Origin of the sequence: Bacillus sp. TSO22, assembly GCF_020223595.1 — a bacterium.
Classification (GTDB): Bacteria; Bacillota; Bacilli; order Bacillales; family Bacillaceae; genus Bacillus; species Bacillus inaquosorum.
Genome location: NZ_JAHAWO010000009.1, coordinates 73,863 through 98,616 on the forward strand (window position 1 = coordinate 73,863; position 24,754 = coordinate 98,616).

Genomic DNA, 24,754 nt, shown 5'->3' on the forward strand with positions numbered 1-24,754 from the left:
TATAATAGAGAAAATTCAAATGAAGAACAAAGGGGTGTTCTGTTATGAATATGACAATTAACGAAGACGCACTGAACTGGTATAAGGAAGAGCTCGATTTAGAAAGCGGAGACCAAGTTCGCTTTTTCGTCCGCTACGGCGGCTGCAGCAACGTTCAAAAGGGATTTTCCCTCGGAGTGGCAAAAGATGCCCCACAAGAGGCTGGAGCCACTGCAGAAGCCGGCGGCATAACCTTCTTTATTGAAGAAAGTGATCTATGGTACTTCGATAACCACGACCTTCTAGTCAGCTATTCAGAGGACGCTGGTGAACCGGTTTTTGAATACCAATAAAAAAGAACGCACATAATGTGCGTTCTTTTTTTACAAATGAAATCGTGTAAGATGATCGGTCAGGTTTTCTTGTTCCAAAATATATTTTTGTGTCTCACCCAGCAGATCAAAGTGAGGAAATTCACTTTTTCTATGTATCCATTCTTTTTTTAAACCGTACGCCGCTCCCCATTGAATCAGCTTATCAATATCTGCACAGCCGGCTTTTGTCACGGTCTTTGCTTCTGGAAACCGGTCATCCAGCCAATAATGTGTTAAAAATGCGATTTCTCCTCTTTTCACGGCGTGTTTCCACCGGTTGAGTTCCTCACGTTTTACACCAAACGCCATATCTCGTTCACTTCCCTATTTTTTGGCCTTTTCATATGCTGCGTGCCAATCTGGGAAAGCTTTGCGGAACTGAATAGGCTTAAAGCTTTCTTTATCCACACAAATATGAGATGAGGTGGCTTCGATAGAAAGCTCACCGGCCGGATTATAAATGTGATAACCATAAATGGTTTTAAAGCCGTTGTATTCCTCTATCCATGTGTGCACAACCGCGGTTTCTCCGTAATGAAGCGGCTTTTTATAGGAAATATTGATATCAACGACTGGAGAAAGAACGCCTTTCTTTTCCATATCACTGTATAAAAAGCCTAAGTCCTTAATGAGGGCCGTTCTGCCGAGCTCCATCCACACAAGATAATTTGCGTGATAGACAATCCCCATTTGATCTGTTTCTGCATAACGCACTTCTATTTCTTTTTTTGATACATGCAAGATTACTCTGCTCCCTTAACGTCAATTTAGCCCCATTTTACCATAATCAAATCAGAAAGAAAAAAACCAGGTTTCCCTGGTTTTTAAGAGCGGTATCCGTTTTCTCTCGCTGCGGACTCGTCTTGAATTTCATTGCGAAAAGCTTCGATGCTCTGTTCGCGTCTTGCATTTTTTTCTTTGATGCGCTGCTTATCTTCTCCCGAAGCAAACTCCATTGATTCTTCTGCTTCTTCTATGTTTTCAATTGTGTTTTGAACCATATCCTGCAATTTTTCTACATTATCAGAACGATCATCAGGTTTTGGCTGCTGCTGATATTGATTTTGGTTATTCGTCATTCGGATATACCTCCTAGAAATAAACTCGGTTCGGCGTTACTCGCCTTTTGTCTGCATGATGATAGGCTGCTGCCCGGAAGTATCATGCATTTTTTCCCCTTTATTGGCTTTATATTTCACAGGCTTTGTACCCAAGTGGCTTGGAGCATATTGAGGCTGACCGTTTTTCTTGTTGTTTCCCATGTTTATCCCTCCTCAATAGATAGGATTCTCAAAAGGAGGGGTAAACATGAATACAAATTAAAGGTTATTTTTGCTTAAATCGCTGTTCAAGCTTTTCCTCAAGCTGATTTAAATACTCTGTATTGGTCATCAGCTCTTTTTTGTTTTCCATGACGAGCTCATGAAAAGAACGCTTTCTCATCTTCTTCACTCTTCTCACCTCCGCATATTCTTTTATTTTTTCCAATTCTGAAAACTTGTAAGCATATCTGAACATAAAAAAACTGAATCTAATCAAGATCCAGTTTTTGTTCCATTTCTTTTTTTGTCATGGTGCCAATGTGTATGTCTTGTATGACGCCTTTTTCATCTAAGATATACGTCGTTGGGTATGACATCACATTATAGTCAGCATTAATCCCTTTTTTATCAATCAGGATGGGAAACGTTAAGTCATAGGTATCAGCAAACGCCTGAACCTGTTTTTCGCTTTTCTCAGCTGAAGTGAAATTAACCGCAACAACCGCAAGTTCGTCAGCGTGCTCTTTTTGCAGCTGTTCCATCGCTGGCATTTCTTGACGGCACGGTTTACACCAAGTTGCCCAGAAATTGAGCAGCACTTTTTTGCCTTTTGTGTCCTGTAAGGAACTTTTCTCTCCTGATAGCGTTTTCAAAGAAAAATCAGGTGCTTGCTGTCCCTCTTCAATCCCCACTTCTTTTTTGCTGTATGTTTGATACAAATTCCATCCCATATAACCGGCAAGCACGATAAGCAGGATCCCTGCGAGCCATTTTTTCAGCATATGCCACCTCCGCAGCACACTTTGTCATAAAAAGAAGAGAAAGCTTAATGCCTTCTCTTCCTATTGATTCATCAGGATTGCTTCATTTTATCGCGAAGCACCATTTGCAGGATACCGCCATGGCGGTAGTAATCAATTTCAACTTCACTATCAAAGCGGACAAGTGCTTCAAATGTTTTTACATTTCCGTCTTCATCAATTGCTCTTACTGTAACGATATCACGAGGGCGTACGCTTTCATCAACATCTACCTCGATGACTTCTTTACCAGTTAAGCCGAGTGTTTCCGCATTTTCACCTTGTTTAAATTGAAGCGGCAGCACACCCATGAATACAAGGTTGCTTCTGTGAATTCTTTCAAAGCTCTCAGCAATTACCGTTCTGATGCCAAGAAGGTTTGTTCCTTTTGCAGCCCAGTCGCGTGAAGAACCCATACCATAGTCTTTTCCAGCTAATACGACAAGACCGGTTTTATCTTCTTTGTATCTCATGCACGCATCATAGATCGATGTTACTTCACCAGTCGGCCAGTACGTTGTAAATCCACCTTCTGTACCCGGCGCAATTTGGTTTTTGATGCGGATGTTTGCAAATGTTCCTCTCATCATGACTTCATGGTTACCGCGGCGGGAACCGTAGGAGTTAAAGTCACGAGGAGAAACACCTTTCTCTTGCAAGTACTTACCGGCAGGCGTGTCTTTTCCGATTGCCCCTGCAGGAGAAATATGGTCAGTTGTGACTGAATCGCCGAATTTACCGACAACACGCAGGCCTTTTAATGGTTCAACCTTGCCTGGTTCAACAGACATTTCTTCGAAGAATGGCGGGTTCTGAATGTAAGTTGACTCGCTATCCCATTTATATAATGCTTCATCTGTTGTTTCTATCTCGTTCCAGCGCTTGTTATCGTCAAATACCGTTTCATACTCTTTGCGGAAGAGCTCAGGCGTAACAGTTTGCTTAACAAGTGAATTAATTTCGTCCATTGACGGCCAAATGTCGTTAAAGTATACGTTTTGACCATCTTTGCCCACACCGATCGGATCGGTTTTCAGGTTAATGTTTACCGTTCCAGCCAGCGCATATGCCACAACAAGCGGCGGTGAAGCAAGATAGTTGCCTTTAACAAGCGGATGAATACGCCCTTCAAAGTTACGGTTTCCGGAAAGGACAGACGTAATCAGAAGATCATTTTTCGCAACTGCTTCTTCAATTTCTGGTGAAAGCGGACCTGAGTTTCCGATACATGTTGTACATCCGTACCCAACGAGGTTAAAACCAAGCTCTTTCATGTATGGAAGAAGGCCTGAATTCACAAGATATCCTGTAACGACTTTAGAACCTGGTGCAAGTGACGTTTTCACGTAATTAGGCACCTTAAGCCCTAATTCAACCGCTTTTTTCGCTACGAGTCCGGCGCCGATCAGAACGTACGGGTTTGATGTATTCGTACAGCTTGTAATCGCCGCAATGGCGATTGCACCCGTTTTCATAACTGTTTCTTCGCCGTTAAGGAGTTTAAATTTAATTTCTTTATCTTCTTCTTCAGCATTTAAACCGAATCCTTGGTTACCAGCAGGGCTGACTAAATGCTTTTTAAATGTTTCCTGCATAGCAGAAAGCGGGATTAAATCCTGAGGACGCTTTGGACCTGATAAGTTTGCTTCAATTTGCGACAGGTCAATTTCAACCACATCAGTAAATTGAGGGTCTTCAGCATCAGGAGTATAGAACAAGCCATTGCTTCTGCAGTATGCTTCAACAACATCAATATGTTCAGGATCACGGCCTGTCAGACGCAAGTAGTTGAGCGCTTCTTCATCTACTGGGAAGAAACCGCATGTAGCACCGTATTCCGGAGCCATGTTCGCAATTGTTGCACGATCCGCAAGCGGCAGTTCAGCAATTCCCGGTCCGAAGAATTCAACAAACTTGCCGACAACGCCTTTTTGACGCAGCACCTGTGTCACTTTTAACGCCAAGTCAGTAGCTGTTGTTCCGTTTGGAAGCTTGCCGACAAGTTTCGCGCCGATTACCTCAGGAACTGGGAAGTAAGAAGGCTGTCCAAGCATTCCCGCTTCAGCTTCAATTCCGCCGACACCCCAGCCGAGAACGCCGATACCGTTAATCATTGTAGTATGTGAGTCTGTTCCGACAAGCGTATCAGGATACGTTACAAGCTCGCCGTCTTCTTCAATGGCATGGACGACACTTGCCAGGAACTCTAGGTTTACCTGGTGCACGATACCTGTTGCAGGCGGCACTGCCTGATAGTTATTAAACGCTTTCTTTGCCCAGCTTAAAAATTTGTAGCGCTCTGCATTTCTTTCGAATTCCAAGTCCATATTAATAGCTAACGCATCTTCTGTTCCCGCTTTATCAACCTGTACAGAGTGGTCGATAACGAGATCAACAGGAATTTCAGGGTTAATTTTATCTGGATCTCCGCCGACAGCTGCCATCGCTTTACGCAGAGAAGCAAGGTCTACTACTGCTGGAACCCCTGTAAAGTCTTGTAAAATAACACGAGACGGTTTGAACGGAACGTCGATTTCCTTTAATTCGGCAGTTCCCCATTTTGCCAAATTTTCCACGTGTTCTTTTTTGATGACGAATCCGTCAACCTGACGTAATACTGATTCTAAAAGAACTTTGATGGAATAAGGAAGCTTCGAAACCTTCCCGATACCTGAATCTTCTAACGCTTTTAAAGAGTAGTAATGATATGTTTTCCCATTTGTAGTAAACGTTTTTCTCGCTTGGAAAACGTCTTTTGCTGCAGTTTTTTGCTCGTTTGCCATTCTCCAAAATCCCCCTTCAGATCAGATCATTCTTAGATGAACGTAAATTCCATCACAATTTTCTCACAATTTCATATTAAAACAAAATCATACATAAGTAAATATCAATGTTTTTATTAAATACAATAAGTTCGGCTTATCGGACAAATGTACCGGTAATTATTACTGTTTATGCTCTCTCATATAACGCAACAAAAGGAGCCATATTATGATTGAGGTGATAATGATGGTTAAAAGAAAAGCGAATCACGTAATAAACGGAATGAATGACGCGAAAAGCCAAGGCAAAGGCGCCGGCTACGTCGAAAACGACCAGCTTGTACTGACTGAAGCTGAACGCCAAAATAATAAAAAAAGAAAAACCAATCAATAACACCAGACTCTTAAGGAGGTTTTATTTTATGACCAATAAAAATACAAGTAAAGATATGCATAAAAACGCCCCTAAAGGACACAATCCGGGTCAGCCGGAGCCTCTCAGCGGAAGCAAAAAAGTGAAGAACCGAAACCACACAAGACAGAAGCACAACTCAAGCCATGATATGTAAGAAAAGCAGACCTTAGTGTCTGTTTTTTTATGCGTTCACCCATTTCCGATCCTCCGCATATGATGTAAAGCAAGGTTGATATGTGGAGGAATGCTTCCATGACCCATTCAAAACGTAATGATGCTAATGATTTCGATGGTATGGATGAATGGCTTCGGCAATTTTTTGAAGACCCCTTCGCCTGGTACGACGAAACATTGCCTATTGATTTATATGAAACAAGTCAGCAGTATATTATTGAAGCGGATCTGACTTTTTTAAAGCCGACACAAGTAACGGTTACCCTGTCTGGATGCGATTTCATCTTAACGGTCAAATCGTCAGGACAGACTTTTGAAAAACAAATGATGCTTCCTTTTTATTTAAATGACAAAACCATTCAAACCGAATGTGAAAATCAAATACTCACAGTTGCCGTCAATAAAGAAACAGAAGATGGTTCTTCTTTTTCTCTTCAATTTCCTCTCAGCTAACATAAAAAGTCACTTTCATCCCCTATTATGAAAGTGACTTTTTTCCGTCCATTTATCGTCAAATACCCTCTAGTGACTCTCCCATGGCCAAATAGCAGATTCACTATACAATAGAATATGATCTACTATCTCTTTTGACTAGACGTCTATCACTTTTTTCTATTCTTTTTTTACTGTGTTCTTCTAATCTCTCTTCGTATACAATATGGTTAGAATAAGGGGGAATGATTGATGCTGGAAGGCTGGTTTTTGTGGTTTATTCTGTTTTGGGTGATCATGATGGTTGTCTTATTATCAATCGGCGGTTTTTTTATGTTTCGAAAATTTCTAAAGCGTTTACCAAAAGAAGACGGCAGGTCAGAGCTTGATTGGCAGGATTACTATATCAAAAACAGCAGGCACTTGTGGAGCGATGAAAACAAACAATTTCTGAATGAATTGGTATCTCCGGTTCCGGAGCTGTTCAGAGATGCAGCAAAAGCCAAAATCGCAGGTAAAATCGGTGAGCTTGCATTAAAAGAAAAGGTATCAAAGATTGATCAGCAACTGATGATCAGAGGGTATATTCTCGCAACTCCTAAAAGAGACCATACCTTCTTAAAAAGGCATCTGCGAGACAAAAAAATCGATCTCGAACCTTATCAAGCCCTTCTTAAACTAAAAAACCTTTCCTGACAGGAGGAAAGGTTTTTTAATTCATTTGAATATTAGCTGACTGCAGCTCGTTATGAAGTTTTCGGTATGATAAATACATGGCGATTCTCCACGGTACAATCATACCGAAAGCCAGAATCCAAAACATTCCGCTCAGTGCGCCGTAGTCAATCGATGTGCTTAAGATCGATTTCATCACGATTCTGATCACTAAAAGACCGACTAATATAAATACAAATGCTTTAGAGCGTTTCATGTAAATTTCATTATTTTTAATTTCAAACTTAGAAGTTTTGATGAGAAAAATAGAGAAAATCACGCCTAAAGTGATCGCTTCTAAAAACTCTGCACCAGTTACCCAAAATACCGGAAATAAAAACATTAACGCTCCCGTACTCATAAAAATCGGCGGAAGAATGATTTTTTTCGGTGAAACGGGCTTGTCAGAGGACTTAATTCTGACCACCATTACAGCTACAGCCATTAACACAGCAATAATCGATGAAACTATAATCATCATACTTATCATTCCTTTGTTTCTCGGAGTGTTGATACTATATACTATACTCCAAAACAATAAAAAAAACCATTTTGAAAAGAAATGACTTTAATGTCCCATAACACGGCTAACAGCTTCTAACACTTTTGTTTCCTCGAACGGCTTAACAATAAAGTCCTTTGCTCCCAGCTCAATCGCTTCAGATACAATTCTTTGCTGGCGCATGGCAGTGCACATGATGACCTTCGCCTTAGGATCAAAGGTTAAGATATCACGAAGAGCCTTAATACCGTTTTTCACTGGCATTGTAATATCCATTGTCACAATGTCCGGCCGCAGTTTTTTATACAGGTCAGCTGCTTGCTCTCCGTCCGCCGCTTCGCCTGCGATTATATAATTTGCCTCTTCCAAGATCTCTCTGATTTTCACCCTCATGAACTTGGCGTCGTCTACAACTAAAACTCTTGTCATATTCCCCTCCAAAAATCGATTTCCACAGATAATAGTCTTATTGTACCAAAAACAAAAGGATTAGTAGTAGTGCGAAAGTAATTTAACGTCAAAAACCAGTAAATCCTCCAAACAGATCAGACAGCAAAATAATAATCAGGCTCATCCAATCAAAGAATAACAGCACGCCAATCACAATCATCAAAACGCCGCCTGCTTTCATGATTAAAAGCTGGTTCTTTCTTATCCACTTCAGCTTTGTGATAAAAAAAGACAATAAAAGAAACGGAACAGCAAAACCGAGTACATATAACATCATGTACGGCACCGCTGAGCCTGGATTTGTGCTTGCAAGTGTGATAACAGCCGCTAATATCGGACCGGTACAGGGCGTCCATCCCGCCGCAAATGCCATTCCGATTAAGACGGAACCTAAAAACCCGCTTGGTTTGTGCTTAAAATGGATTCTGCGTTCTTTCATGATCGCCTCTGGCCGGAACACGCCAAGCGTAATGAAACCGAACAAAATAATAAGCAACGCGCCAATTTGCCGAATCGCATCGTGATAATCCCTAAACAGGCTGCCAATAAAAGATGTTCCATAGCCTAAAGCGATAAAAATGACTGAAAAGCCAAGCAAAAAACACAAAGTATGAAACAAGCTTCTTTTCTGCAGCAGCAGTTTTTCTGTTTTCACATCATCCATGCTGACCCCTGTAATATATGACAAGAAAGCTGGGTAAAGCGGCAGGCAGCAAGGTGAAATAAAGGATAGGAATCCCGCTCCAAATGTCAAAAAATAATTCACGTCTCCCATGTCATCATCCCCTCATGATTTGACATTCCTTCAAGTTATGACAAAATCATTTCATTTTTTTAACACTTTCACTTGAAGGATTTCTATTTTTAGAAAAAACTTATATAATTTAATTTGACATTGAGATATTGTACTCCTTCTCATTTGAAAATTAGTATAAATATGGATATAATATAAACATTCACTTTGAAGATCTAATGTATGAAAGGATACATCCCTGTGATTAGAGAGCATCTATTAAATGAAATCGAAAAAAAAAGAGCAGAGCTGCTGCAAATTGTCATGGCGAACGGAATGACATCTCATACTACGATAGAGCTCAGTCAGGAGCTTGACCATCTTCTCATACAATATCAAAAGCAGCGCCTTCGAGCAGTAGCGGGTGATGATTGATTGCAAAATAAAAAACCCGTATAAGGGTTTTTTATTTTATAACCATGTTTCTCTATATCATAATCTTTACGTATTATTTCGTTTGATTATTCATGGCTTTCATCATTTGATTGATTTTCTTTTGAGAAGGTTTCATTCCCATTTGCATCATCATCATGCGTAACATTTGTTCATTAATAGGCGGATTCTTTTTAAGGTAGCTCATCATATATTTACGAGCAATAAAAAACCCGAGTGCAACACCTATGAGCAATGCAACAACGCCCACTAGGATGCCAACCCATAAAGTCATTTTATTTCCTCCTTCATGTTGTCTAGTTTAAAGTGTACTAAACCAAAAGCTATTATACAACATTTACATCTCTTTTTCTTCGGTTTTAGACAAAATTTCTTTCTTTCACCGGATTTAGCCATCCATAACGCTTCGAATTGAAATCCATTGCTAGAAAGCAAGGGCTTACTTTTCTCAACACTTCAAAGAAAATCGTTTCTGCCTCGTAATCCCCCGAAGCTACAATTTCTATCATGTGCTCCTTCATCATAAACGTCGCATGGCCTTTGGCTTTCGGCAAAGCTAATCTATAAATATAATCCAGCTGCCTGTAATCCGCATTGTTTAAATTCATTTTTAACCGCTGATGCATATGTAAAATCGGGATTGGCTGTGTAATATATTGAATCTGTTTCTCTGTCATTTCATACTGCTGCTTTGTCAGGCTTGTCCAATGATAGTCTTGAAACAGCTCAAACATAACCGATTCCCGCCCGAAATAGTGATTGGCAAATTCCTCTTTTATCAGGTACGTATAGTAGTGACGTTCCATCTTTTCATCCCCTTTTGCGGCAGCATTTCATTTGCTCTCTATTATACAAAAGAAGAAAAGAAAGAATTGTCTATTACTGTTAAACAGCCAATACTATTTTTGTCGGATAAACAAGAAAAAGAGGATGATTTGACTCATCCTCTTTGAAAGACTTACTTATTTAGTAATGCTTTAACTCGATTCACTACGTTTGGAACTGAGAAGCCGTATTCGTTGATGATGGTTTCGCCAGGAGCAGATGCACCGAATCGGTCTATGCCAAGCACATCTCCTTCAAGCCCTGTGTATTTGCCCCAGCCAAATGATGCACCCATTTCAATCGCAAGGCGTTTTTTCACATCTGCAGGGAGGACAGTGTTTTTGTATTCATCAGATTGTTTCTCGAAACGGTCCATTGAAGGCATGCTGACAACAGAAACATCGATATTTTCTTTTGCCAGTTCAGCCTGCGCTTCAATCGCAAGACCTACTTCAGAGCCTGAAGCGATGAGAAGAGCGTCAGGTGTTTCGTTTTTAGATTTAGATACGATATATGCACCTTTTTCTACTCCCGCCAACGCTTCTTCAGCTGTTTGGTCGATCGTAGGAAGGTTTTGGCGTGTCAGTACCAGCGCTGTTGGCTGATCAGTGCTTTGCACTGCAAGCTTCCATGCTGCCGCTGTCTCATTGCCGTCTGCAGGACGGATCAAGGAAAGATTAGGCATCGCACGGAGTGAAGCAAGCTGTTCAACAGGCTCGTGCGTCGGGCCGTCTTCACCTACCGCAATACTGTCATGTGTGAAGACATATGTGACAGGAAGACCCATTAATGCTGCAAGGCGAATCGCTGGACGCAAGTAATCAGAGAAGACAAAGAAAGTTCCGCCGAATACACGAAGTCCGCCATGAAGCGCCATGCCATTTAAGGCTGCACCCATCGCAAATTCACGAACACCAAACCAGAAGTTTTTGCCTGAGTAATCAACCGCTGTAAAATCACCGGCATTTTTAATTGTCGTTTTGTTTGATCCCGCTAGGTCAGCAGAACCTCCGACAAAGAAAGGAATTTTTTTCGCAAGTCCGTTGAGAACTTCACCGGAAGATGCACGGGATGCCAGGCTGCTTCCTTTTTCATAAACAGGAACCTCTTGATCCCAGTCCTTCGGAAGCTCTCCTTTGATTGCCAGCTCAAGCTGTTCAGCAAGTTCAGGATAAACTTCTTTATATTTAGCGAATTGGGCATTCCATTCCTGTTCTTTTTTCTCGCCTGATTCTTTAACCGCTGCAGCGAAATGCTCATATACTTCTGACGGAACGTAGAAATCCTCTTCATACGTCCACGCGTAAGCTTCTTTTGTTAACTTGCTTTCCTCTTTACCAAGCGGCGCACCGTGAACACCGGATGTGCCGGCACGGTTAGGTGAACCGAAACCGATTGTCGTTTTCACTTCAATTAATGTAGGTTTCTTTTCATTTTGGCGTGCTTTTTCGATAGCCGCTGTTAATTCTTCAATGTTGTTTCCATCCTCAACATAAAGAACTTCCCAATTCATGGCCTCAAAACGCTGTTTCACGTTTTCAGAGAATGAACGGTCAAGATCTCCATCGAGAGAGATGTCATTAGAATCGTATAATACGATCAGACGGCCAAGCTGAAGATGGCCTGCGAGTGAAGCGGCTTCAGAAGAAATGCCTTCCATTAAATCACCATCACCGCAAATACTGTATGTATAATGATCGACTACGTTAAATGAATCACGGTTGTAAGTTTCTGCTAAATGGCGTTCAGCAATAGCCATTCCGACCGCCATGGCAATTCCTTGGCCAAGCGGACCTGTTGTTGCATCAACACCGGCAGTATGTCCAAATTCCGGGTGTCCAGGTGTTTTGCTGCCCCATTGGCGGAATCCCTTAAGATCTTCGATGCTAAGATCAAACCCGCTTAAATGAAGCATGCTGTATAAAAGTGCTGATCCGTGTCCAGCAGATAAAACAAAACGGTCACGGTTAAACCAGCCAGGGTTTGCCGGACTTACGTTCATAAATTTTGTCCACAGTGTGTATGCCATTGGAGCGGTCCCCATTGGCATCCCTGGGTGACCAGAATTTGCTTTTTCAATAGCGTCTATTGACAGTGTGCGAATGGTAGCAACTGATTTCTTTTCAATTGTATCCATAAAAATCCCCTTCCTTATGTGTTGTACCCTTACATCATAAATGTCTGACGACTTTTTCTCAACTGTTTCAGCTTAAATTTGAGAGAAACTTGTTGAATTTTGTCACATAAAAGTTTTGCTTATAGTATATACAAAAGAGGAATACGATATTTCCGTATTCCTCTTATATTAGTGAAGTTTGTTATTTCTTTGTTCTCTTTTTAGTTTTTCTGGTGTAACATCATTGCCTTCTGGGTCAATGATTTTCACGCTTTTTAAAGTGTTTTTCATAGAAGAGCGAAACCCTTTCAGGTACTCTTGACGGAGCTTTTGCTGTTCGGCTTTTTCTTCTTCTGTAATAACGCCAGCTTTGGCTTTGGCAGCAAGTTCATTAATTCTTGCAATTTTTGCGTTTGAAATCATGTTAAACTCCTTTATTGCATTTTGTCTATATAGTACTAGATCAAAAAGAGTTTTACAACTGATTCACTCGGCTGTCTCTTCATTCTCTATGTATTCCTGAAACCGCCGGTGGACGGTCGCTTTAGACACATCATAGCCAAACCCTCTTAGCGTAGCCGCGATTTCTGCGAACGTCAGTTTATTCGCTCTTAGGCGGACGATCTCTGAGATTGGTACCTCTATTCTTTCTTTTCCGCTGTTTTCATGTTGGTTTTTCAGGTTTTTTTGCGGTTTAAACCCGTTTTTTACTGCACGCTTCATTCCCCGCTTGATTTTCATGTTGTGAATTTTCCGCTGGTACTCTTCCACAATGCTGACGATCTCCAGCACCATCGAGTCAGCCTCCGATAACTCCAGTTCCCCTCTGTGAGCTGTTGTATAGACTTTCACACCTTCTCTGTAGATACAATGAAGCAGTGCGATTTTTGCATTTCCCCGTCCAAGCCTAGTCTCATCCTGAACCAAAATAACATCAATTCCCGAATTCTTGATCTCATCAAGCAGCTCAAATACACCGTCCCGATCCATTTCATATCCGCTGGCTTTTTCAGAAATCACTTTGACGACTTCCATGCCGTTCTCGGCTGCAATCGCTGTAAGCTCCTCCTCCTGCCGCTTTAATGAAGTCTCCTGCTGTTCTTTATTTGTACTTACGCGGGCATAAATGAGTGCTTTCATTTTTTCTATCTATCCTCTCTATCTTACAGTTGCCAATTCATATGCATCCTGATGCTTCTTTTTCAACGGAATCACCAATTCATCTCCCGGCTGGATATCAGACGTCTGAAGATGATTGTTATCAGCTACCCATTCAATAAATTCACTTTTGTTTATATTTTTTTTATCTGCTACCTGATCAGCAATTGACCATAATGTATCGCCTTGCTGAACTTCTATTTTAACATACTGATTAAGCTCCTGGCCGCTGCTTGTATATGACAGCAAAAGGATAACCGCGCTCAAAATCACTGTGAACAGACCGACAAAAATAATAGATTCTTTACTCATGATCATAACCTCCAACAGGAATGTTTGTTCGCCTTTTTATAATTTCAGTATATACGAACACACGTTTCTGTCAATTGTTTTTTCGAACCTATGTTTGTACTGTAAGGAAAATCATGCTATAATCTTCTTAAAATCGACGTTTTGAGGTGCAAAAAATGACGAAGCTATCAAAAAGGCAACTTGATATCCTCCGTTTTATTAAAGCAGAGGTTAAATCAAAAGGATATCCGCCTTCCGTGAGAGAGATCGGAGAGGCTGTCGGGCTTGCTTCTAGTTCAACTGTCCACGGTCACTTGGCCCGTTTGGAAACAAAAGGGCTGATCAGACGGGATCCGACAAAACCAAGAGCTATAGAAATTCTTGATGAAGAAGTAGACATTCCGCAAAGCCAGGTCGTTAATGTGCCGGTCATCGGGAAAGTCACGGCGGGATCTCCTATTACAGCAGTAGAAAACATTGAAGAATATTTTCCGCTTCCAGACCGAATGGTTCCCCCTGACGAGCATGTGTTTATGCTGGAGATTATGGGAGACAGTATGATTGACGCTGGTATTCTCGATAAGGATTATGTAATCGTTAAACAGCAAAACACAGCGAACAACGGGGAAATTGTAGTTGCGATGACAGAAGATGATGAAGCTACGGTAAAACGTTTCTATAAAGAGGATACTCACATTCGCTTACAGCCTGAAAACCCAACGATGGAACCTATCATCTTGCAGAATGTCAGCATTCTAGGGAAAGTGATTGGCGTATTCAGAACCGTCCATTAATCTATTGATCTATCAGAAGCATAAAACAACCCCCTCTTCCTTTATGGAGAGGGGGTTTATTGTTCAAAAAAAAGCAGGCCCGCCCTAACTTTTAGGTGCGAGCCTGAATAGGAGGAAAAAGAACATCATGTTTACACCATAATTATCCACCAAACGATTGTTGAAGTCAAGAAATTTTCTTTCCTTCAGGAAACTTTTATGAATGTTGTCTGTTTAAAACATTAGACGTTATCTTCTTAAAAATGTTTCATTTTCTGAGGTCGTGGAATGATAAGGCTTCATGTTCATTTAAGGAGCGCGCCAACTGAATTTTATGAAAATTTGGTACATAGTTTAGTTAGTTCAACATATACTAAAAAACAGCTCACTTCCTTAATCGTCGTGAGCTTTAATCAAAATGAAAATATTCTATACCATAACTGCCCTTTACTCGAACACTTGTGCAGTATTCTGAATGCTCTTCGGCAAATATACGGTATCGATGAAATGGGTCAATAGAAACCTTATCCTGAGCTCTAAAATCTAACCAGCTGCCGCTGAATTGCTTCGTGCTCAGCGTAGTATAATCCCCCGTAAGCCCCAGCCGCTGAAGTTTAATCTCAACTGAGCAAGTATTGGCCCCCAAGATCGTAAACTGATAGCCTAAAAAATAGTCGATTGCCGGAACATCACTGATATTTTCCAAAACAAAAGATTTTGTACTGTCATTTAAAATAAAGTCTGTTTTATGCTCAAAATCTAAAGCTGTCACATGGGTACTGCCAACGCCAAAAAAACACATCAAAACTGCCGATAAAGTTAAGATTTTTATTTTCAACTACTCCCCCCTTCACCATATTTTTACCATACATGAGATTTATGTATATGTTCTGTGTGTATCTCGAGTGTGTTTTAATCATAAAATTCCATATGCGTTTTTTCCTGTTTATAATAACGAAGCCTATCTTGAAGGGTTCCGGTATGAAATTCAAATTTGTGGCCGTCAGGGTCGGTAAAATAAATCGATTTTCGATCGCGTTTATCTCGTTCTCTGCCAGGCAGAATATTGGCATGAAACCTTTTTAATTTTGTTGACATTTCCTCAAACTCCCGCTCTTCAATGGTAAAAGCAATATGGGTATAAGACGCCTTAATGTCATTTCTCGGAATGTCAGGTTCTTCATTAAGTGCAAGCCAGATGCCATTTAAATCAAAATATGCTGTTGTTCTCCCCTTTACCAGCAGCTTAGCACCAAACACATTTTGATAAAACTCAATCGATGTATCCAGATGAGAAACTGAATATAACAAGTGATTGATTCCTTTTATCTCCACAAATCATTCCTCCTCGAAAGCTGATCATCCCATATGTACGTTCTTTTTCCAAGAAAGTTCCATACAGCCAGAAAAAAATACCAGTGTAAACAAAATCGGTTTGTTCAAAATAATGACTGTAACAAACATGGCCTTACTTGCTAGGAGTTTCCTCAAAAATAACAATTTAGGTGGTCAAATGAAACATATCATTGCACTTGCTTCAAAGATTGCTTTCACTCTCGCCCTTTTATATGTAATTTTGGACAGAGTCTATCACGCGCCATTTTTAAGCGTGCTGTTTATTGCATTTTTCTTAGGTTTTGTGTCATACCTTTCCGGTGACATGATCGTTCTTCCGAGAACAAACAATATTACAGCTTCATTGGCTGACTTTGGACTTTCATTCGTTATTCTTTGGGTCTTTGTTTTAACTCAAACAAGAAACGATTTCCCACCGTTTGCAGCCGCTCTTCTTTCCGCTGCCTGTCTTACTGTTTTTGAATACTTTTTTCATCGGTATTTGCTGGAAAATGTGCTGGATGAAACCTTTCGAAATGAACTGGCAGCCAAGGATAACACTCTGCAATATCAAACAGAAGCCGCAGATGAGCTGTTTCCTGACGTTACGAATGAGAAGCATGAGGAATAGGAGGCTGCCTTGTCGCCTCCTATTTTTCAGTAGTTACTTTTTAAAAAACTGGATACCACTTCTGTAAAATCATAAAACCTCTCATTTTGGGTAACAGATCTGCTTTCTAAGGAAAAAATGCCGAACAAAGATTTTCTAAAACCTGTGCTCATTTCTAGCTGGATGCTCAGGCCTGTTTTTGATTTGTTTGCAATGTTATTCGGACTTATGCCTGCATGCGGATGGTCCGTACTGAGCAATACAGCAGGAAAACCGGCATTTTTTAGTTTCTCAACTAAATCTGCCGCTCTTCCGCGATCTGTACCGCCGACTTCGATCTGCTGATCTTCTTCTGCATATCCGTGCAATGAAATGACATATTCATGACTTCCCGTCATCTTCAGGGCCCGTGGCTCATCAAAATGCGTGCTCGTAATATGCAGCACTGAGTTTCCTGACGATTTCAAGCCTTCAAATAAATACATCGAGTACTCTTTGCTGAGCTCTCTCGCTATTTCACTTGTCCCGCCTTCAATACCTCCTCCATGAATGGCTAAAACAAGGACAGGGCTGCCGGTTTCCTTCGTAACAATGCCGTAATCAGAAGGATCTTCATTGTTTTTTAATTCCTCAAAATTCTGATATACATCTTCAGCATATATTGAAGAAATCGGAGTGAACACCACAAAAATAAACAATATTTTTACAATTTTAAGAGTTGATGGAAAACATTTGGCTATGTTACAATCAACATGCTTCAAGGAATGGAGCAAACGGCGGAGCAGGGATACTTTGGCCGGTTTCATCTACTCCGCCTCTAAGTCCAAATAAACAGGATGTCGGTTTCTTTGAGGCTTTAGCACGAATTCTCTCATCCTCCTTGTTAAATTTTTGTTAAATTCACAATATTATATACCATTAGCCCGGGCGCTGTTCTTCTCATTTCTGAATTTATGAAAAGTAAGTTGGCATCACCTTTTTCCCAATTCCCATATCAAACAGAAAAACGCACCTGCCCTTTGGCCTGTGCGTTTTTACCTTCTTTTCATTCTTCTTTTCTTTGCTTTATTCAGTTTCATGATGTTTTTTTCAATTTTTCTTATTTTTCGCCTTTGCGGGATTGTTTTCACTTCACGATAAACAGCGATAAACCCGCTTAATGTCACTGCTGCGATGTAAAGGACACGGTGTTTGATAAACCGGTCAACGCGTCCATGAACATCCGCCTCTTTTTCCAGCCTTTCGATCACATCTTTATCAAACAGCTGATCGACATACAGTTGTTTCATTCCCACTGCAAATCCCGCAGCCAGCCAAAGAATCAGAAAACTACTGATAAAAAACATCATAATATCCTTCCTTTCCCGTCTAGATGCGCAGAATGGGAATGTGGCTGATTGAATCGTCAAACAGCTTTCAGCCGAAGCCTCTTCTTTATGTTAGGTTCTTTCATTTGGGCGGGCAATATGTGTAATGCTGTAATGAACAGTTAGAAATTTTATTCCAAACAGCCACATGTGATGAATGGCGGTTAATCTGTTGTCATGCGCAGCTTCTATCAGAAAGGTTTCAGACAAAGGCAGCGGACAAGTTCCCGCTCTGGTTTGCAGATAAATCCCCTCATCTCCAGCTCCGCTTTTTCTACGCCTGCTCGTCAAAACTAGTTTCTCCTGATGATGATAAGGCTTTAAAATACCTGTCATGCTGCTGAATGGAAGCGGGAGGGAGATGTTCATATACCCTTCTCCATTTGAACGATACACTGAATATAGAGCGGTAAAAATGGTTTCGTTTTTCTCATTTGTTCTGATCCAGGCACGCACTTTGTTTCTTCCGTCTTTTTTCGAATTGACACCCTTTATCGTGCTGTACATCCTATACCAGTCTGGGTTCGTCGACAGATGTATTTGGCCGGTTCTTCTGCTGAACCATTCGTAAACAATTGCAAACGGCCGAAACCATGTGCTCCACGTCACTTTTGCCTTTACATCATAATCAATGGTTTGTTCATAAAACGATAGGATGAACGGCGCCAGATTTTCCGGTGAAAAATCTTTTGAACGAAGGCTTCCCATATCATCCACAAGCCCTCTGTATTGAGCGTTATTTTCAGCTTGAATGTTAGCTAAAAAGTCTTTTCCAATCCTTCTTTTTCCGTAGATACGGCTGAATGTCTTTACGCTGTCTGCATCAAAAGGCTTCGGAGCTTCTATTCTCCATCCAATGAGAGCGGGCAATATAACAGCAAACGCGTTGACAAAACCGTGAATCCAAATCATCTGATTGATGTTCAATGTAACCTCTTGCCGAAATACACCAAATGAATAAACCATCGAGAAAGTGATCGTTATCATTAAAACGGCCGAAGAAAGCCGAATAAGAATTTTAGCCGTCTTGCTGCGAAAAGCTGTGGTGAACACCAAAAAAGCGTAAAGATAAAGGGCCACCATATAGATGCCAACCGCAATGACATCAAGTGTTTTTGAATATGTGATGCCAAGCGCGATAAGAAGGGGCGAAAATAAAATTACCCATGTTATCCACCTGTACAACATCCGCTTTTTTCTGGTGATTCTCCCGAGCAAGCCGTTAAAGATTGGAATCAGAAAAGCTGAATAGTGAAAGTGGACAGCAGTCAGCAAAATGATGAGAGGGCCAAATTGCATTATCTTCAAATGTGCAGCATAAGCAAAAAACCAAAACCCTCCGCCCGCCAAATAGATAAGCCCGAACAAAACTGATGTCTCTTCAATTCTATGTATATTTGTTTCCCAAAGGCGAAGGATTCCATAAAATGCAAGAAAAATTGTGTACATCCACCAGATCAGAGCGAAACCTCCGATGTCTGTCACAAGAGCCAGTACCGCAAAGAAAGCGGCTGCCGGATAGCACTTTATTAACCCAGATTCTAGAGATTGAGCAGCCCGGAGCGGCGATTGATGAAAGACAAAAGGAAAAATTCCCGGTACAAAATAAAGAATGGATAGCAAAACAAGTGTCTCTGCCACTGATATATGGGGTGCTTCCGCTGCAAAAAATCCTATAAAGCAAAGCGTACTGATCATGCCATTTCGTTTTAGCATGATTCTCTCTCTTCTTCCTGAAACGTTCCTTTATAAAAGAAAAGAGTACCGAGAATTGTATTTTGCACATGCACTTGAATGGTGAAGCAATTCTTGTTTTCGTCAAACGTTTCGCAAACAACTGATGTACCCGTCAGCCATTTTGGCAGCGGTATTCTTTTTCCGCATAGCAATAGCCATTGCTTTCCCGATGTAATCGTAAGAGAGCCATCAGGAGATGCCTCGAACGCTAAAACAGACAGCAGAAGATGAGGTTTGCCGAAGAAATCAAGTATTCTATCTTCTTTTTCGTCGTATACCATGATCGCGTCAAAGAAACGTTTATTGCCTTTAAAGTAAAATGTACGATTCCATTCTATCCCGATATGATCCCGATTCATAAGACAAGCTCTATTTTGTATCGTAAAAGGGATGTCTTTGCCTCTTTCTGAAAAGAAGCACCTGAAAAAAACACCCAGTTTTAACAGCATTCTGACCAGAAAAGAGCCTCCGCTTATCTCTGACATCGTTCCTGTCCCGCTGAATGTATGAGATTCGTCTAACTGATAGCGTTTTTGCAGCTTGGGATGCAGCAAATGATAGTTAATGATCGTTTTTTCATAAATCGAACTCACAATGTCACTTCTTTCTTTTTCGTTTTGTGTGCCAGGCACTGGGGAGCTGAAGACTAAGAACACCGCTTGCCGCAGAAAACACACACAACAGCATCGATAATAATATCTCGGAACCTACAAAAGCGAATCCAGCAAAGATACAAGCCTGGCCGGCGTGAATGATCCATTTTCTCTTTAAAGGAATCAGCCATAACATACCCATACCTATCTCCGCTGTTCCTGCAAAAATGCTTGTTTCAAAACCTGTAAAGCCTTGATAAAACCAAAACAGACTGAAAAACAGACATATTATCACATAAACGATAGCAGATCGAATTGTGTGTTTGGGATGTTTATTTTGCTCGATCCAAAGCCTTAATGCATCAAAGCTCCATGCAGTCGCCCAGCCAAGCAGCGGCCGAAATAATAAACGATCGATCCATTTTCCCGGTAGTCCGTAGGCTGTTTTATATTGGTACTGTGTTAAAAAAGTAATTTTCCCGTTATCTTGCTGTATGTACTTCCAGTAGCCGCTGCCGTGCTGAATCAGAGATAACGGATGATCAGAGCCAAAAGCCAGTGAGGAAACTCTTTCAGATGAACCTTCGTTGATAACACCAACTGTTTCTCCTGTACCTGATACCTTTAATCCAAAGCCTATCCTTGTTTCGTAAAGAAACTTCTGCTTTTCGTATGGCTGCTTATGCAAATATGTGATATTTGAAAACCGGAGGTCCCATTCCTTATGCAGCGATGGGTTTTGTGTATATTCCCAGAGCTTATCCAGATCAGATCTCATTTCGATTTCTACATAAATCGGTTTCTGTCTCACAGCCCCTCCTCCCTTCTATTTCAAGCAATTCCTATATTAGCATATTGACCATTTTAAAAATGCTTACCTCCCAAAAAAAGTATATCTCAATCCCGAAAAATGCATAGAAAAAGAAGAGATGTTTCTTCTCTTCTGATTTTAAGCACCTATTTGATTCATTGCTGTGTTTTAACCGTTCCATAATGAGTAATTGTGGCTTTAACGCTGTACGTGATGGTAGCCTTACTGAAGGTGTCCTCCCAATTATTTTTCACCTTTTTCCATAAGTCCGGATGTTCAAGTCTTAATGATTCATCAAAACCCGCAACATCTGCTTTATAATCATCCTGAAGTTTTTTTAATACATTACCGACTATTTTCTTTACTTCGTTTTCAGTATTCGTTTCAATACGTTCTAAAAACTGGGTGTCCAAAGTCTCTTTTGTGTTCCAGTTTTCAACCAAGTCCCCTTCTGATTCAATATCGACATGGAATGAAATATCTGTTCCTTTTACTATGGGCTTGATTTTGCTTTTTATATAATTGATATCGTACGCAATCACCTGTTGGCTCTTTTTATCATAACTTTTGACAACTCCGCCTTTTCCTTCCCCGGCAATCCATGTAATCCCCTCCGTTTCATATTCATTTAAAGTGCCAATCATTTTTTTAGACTTCCCGTTGATTACCGCCGCTCCGGAATACTTGATTGCTCCATTCGCCGCGACCACATTTTGCAGTAAAAAACTGCTGCCAGAATGAAGTTTGCCAATTAGTTTCGCGAGTGTCACAGGGGGAAGAATTCTGGAAACTTTATGTTCATTTTCACCTAATCCAACCAGCCGAAATGCCGGAATTTCACCGCTCTCTTTCAGCTGGAGGGCCTCCCTCGCCTCCCCTTTTGCAGATAAAACAAGACAGCTCAGCCTAATTTCATTATCACGAAAAAATTGATCCAGTATTTTGTCGATAGGATATGTACGCAGCACATCTTCACTCATGACAACAACTTTTAAATGCGGGCTAAACACTTCACGGTCCCTTCTTAACGCAATCTCGCTTCCAATCTGCTGTAACGAATCCCCTGTTTCACTAATATTAATATACGCTTTCTGCGCCCCTTGCCCGCCACCGCCTCCACTGCTTGTCCCTGCACCTGCCGCTTTTTCATTAACAAATTGATAGGTCAGCGTAATGTTGTCTTTTTTCGGATAGCTCCCGCCTTCTTCTTTTAATTCTTTCTCAGTGTTTGTTTCTTTCCCTTTATCAATTGCGATAGCGAATGTGAGACCGAGCTCTTCTATTTCCCGGCTGCTCCAGCACCCTGTTACACAAATCATCAGCAGACATAATATGACGATAGCGGACAGTGGATGTTTTATTTTACTTTTCACCTCTTTTCCTCCATTTCGATATAACTAAAAGCAAAATCGGCAAAGCGCCAAATATATACAAAGCCATATGACTGACCATATCACCCAAAATAAACACATCATTTTCATTTTTCGGCATGCAAGAGAGGATATAAATAACAGGAAGCAGCCCAAACATGCATGAAATGGGTTTCTTTTTGAAAACTTGCGAGACTCCTAAAGATGCTGCATAAAAAGTGATAATAAATGTGGCAAAAAGCTGCATAATCCAAATGACTAGCAAAAATGATTCAAACCGTTCAAAGATTAAACCCGGTATTTCAAAACTTCTCATCAGGTCAAGTCCAGGCCATGTTCTCGTTACAACACCATCAACTGACAGTGCACCGATGACCATAATCAGGGTAATCATATAAAAACACGTTACAACCCCTGTGCCCATGAACACCGCTTTCACTGCATTCTTCGGCTTCTTCATAAACGCTACTAGAATGAGCATAATTTCTGAACACGTAAATGAAAGTGTCGTTGTCTTAACTCCTTTGAGGACCGGCATTATTCCATTACCTAATACAGGGCGTAAATTGTTGACCTCAAATATACCTATACTCATGAGGGCTACAGTTAAAAAGATGATAACCGTAATCGGAAAGATCATTTCAAATAGCCGGGCAATTGGATCGAGCCCTTGTGTTATCGAATAAAGCCCAATCCAAAGAACTGTCATAATAATGGCCCAAAACGGTGTCCCTTCAAGGAGAAAAAACTCCACAATTTCGGACATGACTCTGACTTCAAATGCACCGAGTGCCAGAAAATAAGTAATAAAAACAATACTGATCAAACGGCCGAGCCATTTTCCTACAATATGTCCGGAGTATTCATAAAAGGTTTCCTTAGGATACTGCTGGCTTAATTTAACTATAATTATCCCGGCTATTACCGCAATGCCCCCGCCTAATAAAACTGAAATCCATCCATCAGGAGATTTCGTTTGTTCTGTTACTGTCCGGGGGAGTGTAAGAACTCCGGCGGCAAGCATATAATTAATGATGATAATCGTTGCCTGAGCGGTTGTGATTTTACTGGTTGGGCTGAACATGAGACTTTATCACCATCCTGTCGAGTTCGTCACTTCACCCGTTTGGTATTATCTGTATTCATCATTTTAGGCCGGCGCTTCATGACTAAAAGAGGCATTCTGATGACGAAGTCTTTCCAATCTTTCAAATGATAAGGAACTGCCGGACTTGCGTATGGGACACCAAAACTCTTTAGCTTTACGACATGGCTGCTTAGAAGCAGATAATACATAATGACACCAAATAATCCAAACACCGCAGCGCAAAACATCGCGCCAAACCGAAGCATCCGAAGTGCTATGCCTGTACTGTAATGCGGGATGGCAAATGAAGAAATTGCTGTGAGCGCAACGACAATGACCATAATTGGACTGACAATCCCTGCCTGCACAGCTGCTTCTCCGATGATTAATCCGCCAACTATGCCTATCGCAGGTCCAATCGGTTTTGGCAGACGCAGCCCCGCTTCTCGTAAGATTTCGATTGCAATTTCCATAAATAAAGCTTCAATGATGGATGGGAACGGAACACCCATACGCGTCCCGGAAATTGAAATTGCCAGTTTGGTCGGAATTAACCCCGGATGAAAAGAAATAAATGATATATATAAAGCCGGCGCAAATAACGTTATGATTGCCGCAATGAACCTCAGCAATCTGATGAGCGAGCTTGGGAACCACCGTTCATAATAATCTTCAGGCGATTGAAGCACCATGCTGAAAGTGACCGGAACAAGCAAGGCAAACGGCGTACCGTCAAGCAGAATGGCTACTCTGCCTTCCATTAATCCGCTTATAACGCGATCAGGCCGTTCTGTACTCTGCACTTGCGGAAAGGGGCTCAAATAATTATCCTCAATTAACTGTTCAACGTAGCCTGATTCCGGCAAATGATCTATCTCAATCCCTCTCACTCTTTTTTTTACTTCCTCGACCACTTTTGGATCTGCAATGTCATTCATATAAGCGATGATTAAATCCTTTTTTAGCCGTGTCCCTACTTCAAATTTCTGCAATGTTAATTGATCATTTTTTCCTTGCTGTCTTAAAAGAGCTGTATTCGTACTCAACTCTTCTGTAAAGCCCGTGCGCGGCCCTCTAACAAGCGCTTCTGAAAGCGGCTCCTCGATACTTCGATTTTGTTTTTTTACTGTTCCCAGAAGAAAGGCCTGCGGCATTCCATCGATAAGAAGCGCTGTTGAACCCATGAAAACATTCAGCACAATATCACTGATTTTCTCTGATTCTATAACATCACTAATTGATACGATTTGATTCTTTATAGATTGCGGAGTAAAAATGTCTTTGCCGGAATGAGAAATTTCATCGCTTACCTGATGATGATTCATGATTAACGCTGATAGTCCTTTATTAATCATATCCTGATCAGACAATCCATCAACAAAGATCAATGCCGATTTCACATGTAAATGAGTGATCTCAAGTTCCCGGATATGAACGTCTCCGTTATGTCCGATCTTTCTTTTTACTAGCTCAATGTCGTCTTCAAAGTTACCGGTTAACACATCATGGTCCTGCTTTTCAGCTTTTGAATGATCTGATCCTTGATGCTGCTTCTGTGTTTTGTACTGATTGCTCCGCCACCTCATGATTGCACCTTCTTATGTATGAATCCAAGTAAACACTTTATAGAT

General features: G+C 40.9%; 34 protein-coding genes. 8 read left to right on the top strand and 26 right to left on the bottom strand.

What is annotated here, in order from left to right:
* Positions 1-44 precede the first annotated feature (44 nt).
* A complete protein-coding gene (locus tag KHQ79_RS09075) occupies positions 45-332 on the top strand; it encodes a HesB/YadR/YfhF family protein (RefSeq protein WP_003238180.1) in 288 nt (95 codons plus the stop codon).
* Positions 333-362: 30 nt separating this feature from the next.
* Here KHQ79_RS09075 and KHQ79_RS09080 read toward each other — a convergent pair whose 3' ends face one another.
* From KHQ79_RS09080 to acnA, 7 genes are all read right to left on the bottom strand, one after another.
* Entirely contained in the window at positions 363-662 is a 300-nt protein-coding gene (locus KHQ79_RS09080; RefSeq protein WP_060398714.1) for a hypothetical protein, read from the bottom strand.
* 15 nt (positions 663-677) lie between these two features.
* Complete coding sequence (locus tag KHQ79_RS09085) at positions 678-1,094, bottom strand: YbgC/FadM family acyl-CoA thioesterase (protein ID WP_060398713.1); 417 nt, start codon at positions 1,092-1,094, stop codon at positions 678-680.
* An 83-nt stretch (positions 1,095-1,177) separates the two neighbouring features.
* On the bottom strand, positions 1,178-1,432 hold the full coding sequence (gene tlp, locus KHQ79_RS09090) for a small acid-soluble spore protein Tlp (protein WP_003238183.1): 255 nt from the start codon (positions 1,430-1,432) through the stop codon (positions 1,178-1,180).
* A gap of 36 nt (positions 1,433-1,468) precedes the next feature.
* The gene (sspN, locus tag KHQ79_RS09095; protein WP_003221249.1) at positions 1,469-1,615 is read right to left on the bottom strand and encodes an acid-soluble spore protein SspN; all 147 of its coding nucleotides are present in this window, start codon (positions 1,613-1,615) and stop codon (positions 1,469-1,471) included.
* Positions 1,616-1,679: 64 nt separating this feature from the next.
* Entirely contained in the window at positions 1,680-1,805 is a 126-nt protein-coding gene (locus tag KHQ79_RS09100; protein ID WP_003244964.1) for an FbpB family small basic protein, read from the bottom strand.
* A 79-nt stretch (positions 1,806-1,884) separates the two neighbouring features.
* The gene (locus tag KHQ79_RS09105; protein WP_003238185.1) at positions 1,885-2,397 is read right to left on the bottom strand and encodes a redoxin domain-containing protein; all 513 of its coding nucleotides are present in this window, start codon (positions 2,395-2,397) and stop codon (positions 1,885-1,887) included.
* A gap of 71 nt (positions 2,398-2,468) precedes the next feature.
* Positions 2,469-5,198 (bottom strand): aconitate hydratase AcnA, encoded by a 2,730-nt coding sequence (gene acnA / locus KHQ79_RS09110; protein WP_019258526.1) that lies wholly within the window; start codon positions 5,196-5,198, stop codon positions 2,469-2,471.
* 226 nt (positions 5,199-5,424) lie between these two features.
* Between acnA and sspO the strand changes: the two genes are divergently transcribed.
* From sspO to yneK, 4 genes are all read left to right on the top strand, one after another.
* Positions 5,425-5,571, top strand: a complete 147-nt coding sequence (gene sspO / locus KHQ79_RS09115) for an acid-soluble spore protein SspO (protein WP_003221239.1) — start codon at positions 5,425-5,427, stop codon at positions 5,569-5,571.
* Between the two features lie 28 nt (positions 5,572-5,599).
* Positions 5,600-5,746 carry a small acid-soluble spore protein P gene (locus KHQ79_RS09120; RefSeq protein ID WP_003221237.1) on the top strand — a complete coding sequence of 49 codons (147 nt, stop codon included), beginning with the start codon at positions 5,600-5,602 and terminating at the stop codon, positions 5,744-5,746.
* An 80-nt stretch (positions 5,747-5,826) separates the two neighbouring features.
* Positions 5,827-6,219 carry an outer spore coat protein CotM gene (gene cotM, locus KHQ79_RS09125; protein WP_080010816.1) on the top strand — a complete coding sequence of 131 codons (393 nt, stop codon included), beginning with the start codon at positions 5,827-5,829 and terminating at the stop codon, positions 6,217-6,219.
* 231 nt (positions 6,220-6,450) lie between these two features.
* Positions 6,451-6,894, top strand: coding sequence for a DynA interaction protein YneK (yneK, locus tag KHQ79_RS09130; protein WP_225514918.1), 444 nt, complete (start codon positions 6,451-6,453; stop codon positions 6,892-6,894).
* A gap of 16 nt (positions 6,895-6,910) precedes the next feature.
* Here the strand turns inward: yneK and KHQ79_RS09135 are convergent, their stop codons facing one another.
* The 3 genes from KHQ79_RS09135 to ccdA all read right to left on the bottom strand — a co-directional run bounded on the left by KHQ79_RS09135 (position 6,911) and on the right by ccdA (position 8,639).
* The gene (locus tag KHQ79_RS09135; RefSeq protein ID WP_080010815.1) at positions 6,911-7,402 is read right to left on the bottom strand and encodes a CcdC family protein; all 492 of its coding nucleotides are present in this window, start codon (positions 7,400-7,402) and stop codon (positions 6,911-6,913) included.
* 78 nt (positions 7,403-7,480) lie between these two features.
* Complete coding sequence (locus tag KHQ79_RS09140; protein WP_003238192.1) at positions 7,481-7,843, bottom strand: response regulator; 363 nt, start codon at positions 7,841-7,843, stop codon at positions 7,481-7,483.
* Between the two features lie 88 nt (positions 7,844-7,931).
* Positions 7,932-8,639, bottom strand: a complete 708-nt coding sequence (ccdA, locus tag KHQ79_RS09145) for a cytochrome c-type biogenesis protein CcdA (protein ID WP_003238193.1) — start codon at positions 8,637-8,639, stop codon at positions 7,932-7,934.
* Positions 8,640-8,858: 219 nt separating this feature from the next.
* Between ccdA and ynzD the strand changes: the two genes are divergently transcribed.
* Positions 8,859-9,032 (top strand): aspartyl-phosphate phosphatase YnzD, encoded by a 174-nt coding sequence (ynzD, locus tag KHQ79_RS09150; RefSeq protein WP_080429100.1) that lies wholly within the window; start codon positions 8,859-8,861, stop codon positions 9,030-9,032.
* Between the two features lie 73 nt (positions 9,033-9,105).
* On the opposite strand, the gene KHQ79_RS09155 is transcribed toward ynzD, so the two are convergent.
* The 6 genes from KHQ79_RS09155 to yneA form a co-directional block, all read right to left on the bottom strand.
* Positions 9,106-9,324, bottom strand: a complete 219-nt coding sequence (locus KHQ79_RS09155) for a YneF family protein (protein WP_003221221.1) — start codon at positions 9,322-9,324, stop codon at positions 9,106-9,108.
* 85 nt (positions 9,325-9,409) lie between these two features.
* On the bottom strand, positions 9,410-9,856 hold the full coding sequence (sirA, locus tag KHQ79_RS09160) for a sporulation inhibitor of replication protein SirA (RefSeq protein ID WP_003238200.1): 447 nt from the start codon (positions 9,854-9,856) through the stop codon (positions 9,410-9,412).
* A 152-nt stretch (positions 9,857-10,008) separates the two neighbouring features.
* Entirely contained in the window at positions 10,009-12,012 is a 2,004-nt protein-coding gene (gene tkt, locus KHQ79_RS09165; RefSeq protein WP_148981826.1) for a transketolase, read from the bottom strand.
* A gap of 168 nt (positions 12,013-12,180) precedes the next feature.
* Complete coding sequence (locus KHQ79_RS09170) at positions 12,181-12,414, bottom strand: DUF896 domain-containing protein (protein ID WP_003231595.1); 234 nt, start codon at positions 12,412-12,414, stop codon at positions 12,181-12,183.
* Positions 12,415-12,477: 63 nt separating this feature from the next.
* Positions 12,478-13,131 carry a YneB family resolvase-like protein gene (locus tag KHQ79_RS09175; RefSeq protein WP_019258523.1) on the bottom strand — a complete coding sequence of 218 codons (654 nt, stop codon included), beginning with the start codon at positions 13,129-13,131 and terminating at the stop codon, positions 12,478-12,480.
* Positions 13,132-13,149: 18 nt separating this feature from the next.
* Positions 13,150-13,467 carry a cell division suppressor protein YneA gene (yneA, locus tag KHQ79_RS09180; RefSeq protein ID WP_225514920.1) on the bottom strand — a complete coding sequence of 106 codons (318 nt, stop codon included), beginning with the start codon at positions 13,465-13,467 and terminating at the stop codon, positions 13,150-13,152.
* A gap of 149 nt (positions 13,468-13,616) precedes the next feature.
* Between yneA and lexA the strand changes: the two genes are divergently transcribed.
* Positions 13,617-14,234 carry a transcriptional repressor LexA gene (gene lexA, locus KHQ79_RS09185; RefSeq protein ID WP_003238209.1) on the top strand — a complete coding sequence of 206 codons (618 nt, stop codon included), beginning with the start codon at positions 13,617-13,619 and terminating at the stop codon, positions 14,232-14,234.
* A 388-nt stretch (positions 14,235-14,622) separates the two neighbouring features.
* Here the strand turns inward: lexA and KHQ79_RS09190 are convergent, their stop codons facing one another.
* Both KHQ79_RS09190 and fosB read right to left on the bottom strand, forming a co-directional pair.
* Positions 14,623-15,051 carry a hypothetical protein gene (locus KHQ79_RS09190; RefSeq protein WP_225514922.1) on the bottom strand — a complete coding sequence of 143 codons (429 nt, stop codon included), beginning with the start codon at positions 15,049-15,051 and terminating at the stop codon, positions 14,623-14,625.
* 74 nt (positions 15,052-15,125) lie between these two features.
* Positions 15,126-15,548: a metallothiol transferase FosB gene (gene fosB / locus KHQ79_RS09195; protein ID WP_225514924.1), complete on the bottom strand. Its 423-nt coding sequence runs from the start codon at positions 15,546-15,548 to the stop codon at positions 15,126-15,128.
* A 178-nt stretch (positions 15,549-15,726) separates the two neighbouring features.
* On the opposite strand from fosB, the gene KHQ79_RS09200 reads away from it, so the two are divergent.
* Positions 15,727-16,179 carry a YndM family protein gene (locus KHQ79_RS09200; protein WP_003238213.1) on the top strand — a complete coding sequence of 151 codons (453 nt, stop codon included), beginning with the start codon at positions 15,727-15,729 and terminating at the stop codon, positions 16,177-16,179.
* Between the two features lie 26 nt (positions 16,180-16,205).
* Here the strand turns inward: KHQ79_RS09200 and KHQ79_RS09205 are convergent, their stop codons facing one another.
* The 8 genes from KHQ79_RS09205 to KHQ79_RS09240 form a co-directional block, all read right to left on the bottom strand.
* The gene (locus KHQ79_RS09205) at positions 16,206-16,964 is read right to left on the bottom strand and encodes a poly-gamma-glutamate hydrolase family protein (protein WP_225514926.1); all 759 of its coding nucleotides are present in this window, start codon (positions 16,962-16,964) and stop codon (positions 16,206-16,208) included.
* 228 nt (positions 16,965-17,192) lie between these two features.
* Positions 17,193-17,507: a hypothetical protein gene (locus tag KHQ79_RS09210; protein WP_003238215.1), complete on the bottom strand. Its 315-nt coding sequence runs from the start codon at positions 17,505-17,507 to the stop codon at positions 17,193-17,195.
* A 90-nt stretch (positions 17,508-17,597) separates the two neighbouring features.
* Positions 17,598-19,241 (bottom strand): YndJ family protein, encoded by a 1,644-nt coding sequence (locus KHQ79_RS09215; RefSeq protein WP_003238216.1) that lies wholly within the window; start codon positions 19,239-19,241, stop codon positions 17,598-17,600.
* The gene (locus tag KHQ79_RS09220; protein WP_003238217.1) at positions 19,235-19,855 is read right to left on the bottom strand and encodes a DUF4166 domain-containing protein; all 621 of its coding nucleotides are present in this window, start codon (positions 19,853-19,855) and stop codon (positions 19,235-19,237) included. The genes KHQ79_RS09215 and KHQ79_RS09220 overlap by 7 nt, the downstream gene beginning before the upstream one ends.
* A 4-nt stretch (positions 19,856-19,859) precedes the next feature.
* Positions 19,860-20,666 carry a hypothetical protein gene (locus KHQ79_RS09225; protein WP_003238218.1) on the bottom strand — a complete coding sequence of 269 codons (807 nt, stop codon included), beginning with the start codon at positions 20,664-20,666 and terminating at the stop codon, positions 19,860-19,862.
* Positions 20,667-20,821: 155 nt separating this feature from the next.
* Positions 20,822-22,039: a Ger(x)C family spore germination protein gene (locus KHQ79_RS09230; protein WP_225514928.1), complete on the bottom strand. Its 1,218-nt coding sequence runs from the start codon at positions 22,037-22,039 to the stop codon at positions 20,822-20,824.
* Positions 22,029-23,120 (bottom strand): spore germination protein, encoded by a 1,092-nt coding sequence (locus KHQ79_RS09235; protein WP_084992293.1) that lies wholly within the window; start codon positions 23,118-23,120, stop codon positions 22,029-22,031. The genes KHQ79_RS09230 and KHQ79_RS09235 overlap by 11 nt, the downstream gene beginning before the upstream one ends.
* Before the next feature lie 29 nt (positions 23,121-23,149).
* Positions 23,150-24,712, bottom strand: coding sequence for a spore germination protein (locus KHQ79_RS09240; protein WP_080010813.1), 1,563 nt, complete (start codon positions 24,710-24,712; stop codon positions 23,150-23,152).
* Positions 24,713-24,754: the final 42 nt, after the last annotated feature.

Excerpts from the sequence above, each read along its gene's own strand:
- KHQ79_RS09205 (WP_225514926.1), bottom strand. The coding sequence starts at position 16,964 with ATGAAACCGGCCAAAGTATCCCTGCTCCGCCGTTTGCTCCATTCCTTG.
- KHQ79_RS09175 (WP_019258523.1), bottom strand. The coding sequence starts at position 13,131 with ATGAAAGCACTCATTTATGCCCGCGTAAGTACAAATAAAGAACAGCAG.
- KHQ79_RS09200 (WP_003238213.1), top strand. The coding sequence starts at position 15,727 with ATGAAACATATCATTGCACTTGCTTCAAAGATTGCTTTCACTCTCGCC.
- yneK (WP_225514918.1), top strand. The coding sequence starts at position 6,451 with ATGCTGGAAGGCTGGTTTTTGTGGTTTATTCTGTTTTGGGTGATCATG.
- KHQ79_RS09120 (WP_003221237.1), top strand. The coding sequence starts at position 5,600 with ATGACCAATAAAAATACAAGTAAAGATATGCATAAAAACGCCCCTAAA.
- lexA (WP_003238209.1), top strand. The coding sequence starts at position 13,617 with ATGACGAAGCTATCAAAAAGGCAACTTGATATCCTCCGTTTTATTAAA.
- KHQ79_RS09140 (WP_003238192.1), bottom strand. The coding sequence starts at position 7,843 with ATGACAAGAGTTTTAGTTGTAGACGACGCCAAGTTCATGAGGGTGAAA.
- KHQ79_RS09135 (WP_080010815.1), bottom strand. The coding sequence starts at position 7,402 with ATGATAAGTATGATGATTATAGTTTCATCGATTATTGCTGTGTTAATG.
- KHQ79_RS09170 (WP_003231595.1), bottom strand. The coding sequence starts at position 12,414 with ATGATTTCAAACGCAAAAATTGCAAGAATTAATGAACTTGCTGCCAAA.
- sspO (WP_003221239.1), top strand. The coding sequence starts at position 5,425 with ATGGTTAAAAGAAAAGCGAATCACGTAATAAACGGAATGAATGACGCG.
- KHQ79_RS09210 (WP_003238215.1), bottom strand. The coding sequence starts at position 17,507 with ATGATGTTTTTTATCAGTAGTTTTCTGATTCTTTGGCTGGCTGCGGGA.
- KHQ79_RS09075 (WP_003238180.1), top strand. The coding sequence starts at position 45 with ATGAATATGACAATTAACGAAGACGCACTGAACTGGTATAAGGAAGAG.
- ccdA (WP_003238193.1), bottom strand. The coding sequence starts at position 8,639 with ATGGGAGACGTGAATTATTTTTTGACATTTGGAGCGGGATTCCTATCC.
- cotM (WP_080010816.1), top strand. The coding sequence starts at position 5,827 with ATGTGGAGGAATGCTTCCATGACCCATTCAAAACGTAATGATGCTAAT.
- sspN (WP_003221249.1), bottom strand. The coding sequence starts at position 1,615 with ATGGGAAACAACAAGAAAAACGGTCAGCCTCAATATGCTCCAAGCCAC.
- KHQ79_RS09235 (WP_084992293.1), bottom strand. The coding sequence starts at position 23,120 with ATGTTCAGCCCAACCAGTAAAATCACAACCGCTCAGGCAACGATTATC.
- sirA (WP_003238200.1), bottom strand. The coding sequence starts at position 9,856 with ATGGAACGTCACTACTATACGTACCTGATAAAAGAGGAATTTGCCAAT.
- acnA (WP_019258526.1), bottom strand. The coding sequence starts at position 5,198 with ATGGCAAACGAGCAAAAAACTGCAGCAAAAGACGTTTTCCAAGCGAGA.
- KHQ79_RS09215 (WP_003238216.1), bottom strand. The coding sequence starts at position 19,241 with ATGCTAAAACGAAATGGCATGATCAGTACGCTTTGCTTTATAGGATTT.
- KHQ79_RS09155 (WP_003221221.1), bottom strand. The coding sequence starts at position 9,324 with ATGACTTTATGGGTTGGCATCCTAGTGGGCGTTGTTGCATTGCTCATA.
- tkt (WP_148981826.1), bottom strand. The coding sequence starts at position 12,012 with ATGGATACAATTGAAAAGAAATCAGTTGCTACCATTCGCACACTGTCA.
- KHQ79_RS09080 (WP_060398714.1), bottom strand. The coding sequence starts at position 662 with ATGGCGTTTGGTGTAAAACGTGAGGAACTCAACCGGTGGAAACACGCC.
- yneA (WP_225514920.1), bottom strand. The coding sequence starts at position 13,467 with ATGATCATGAGTAAAGAATCTATTATTTTTGTCGGTCTGTTCACAGTG.
- tlp (WP_003238183.1), bottom strand. The coding sequence starts at position 1,432 with ATGACGAATAACCAAAATCAATATCAGCAGCAGCCAAAACCTGATGAT.
- KHQ79_RS09105 (WP_003238185.1), bottom strand. The coding sequence starts at position 2,397 with ATGCTGAAAAAATGGCTCGCAGGGATCCTGCTTATCGTGCTTGCCGGT.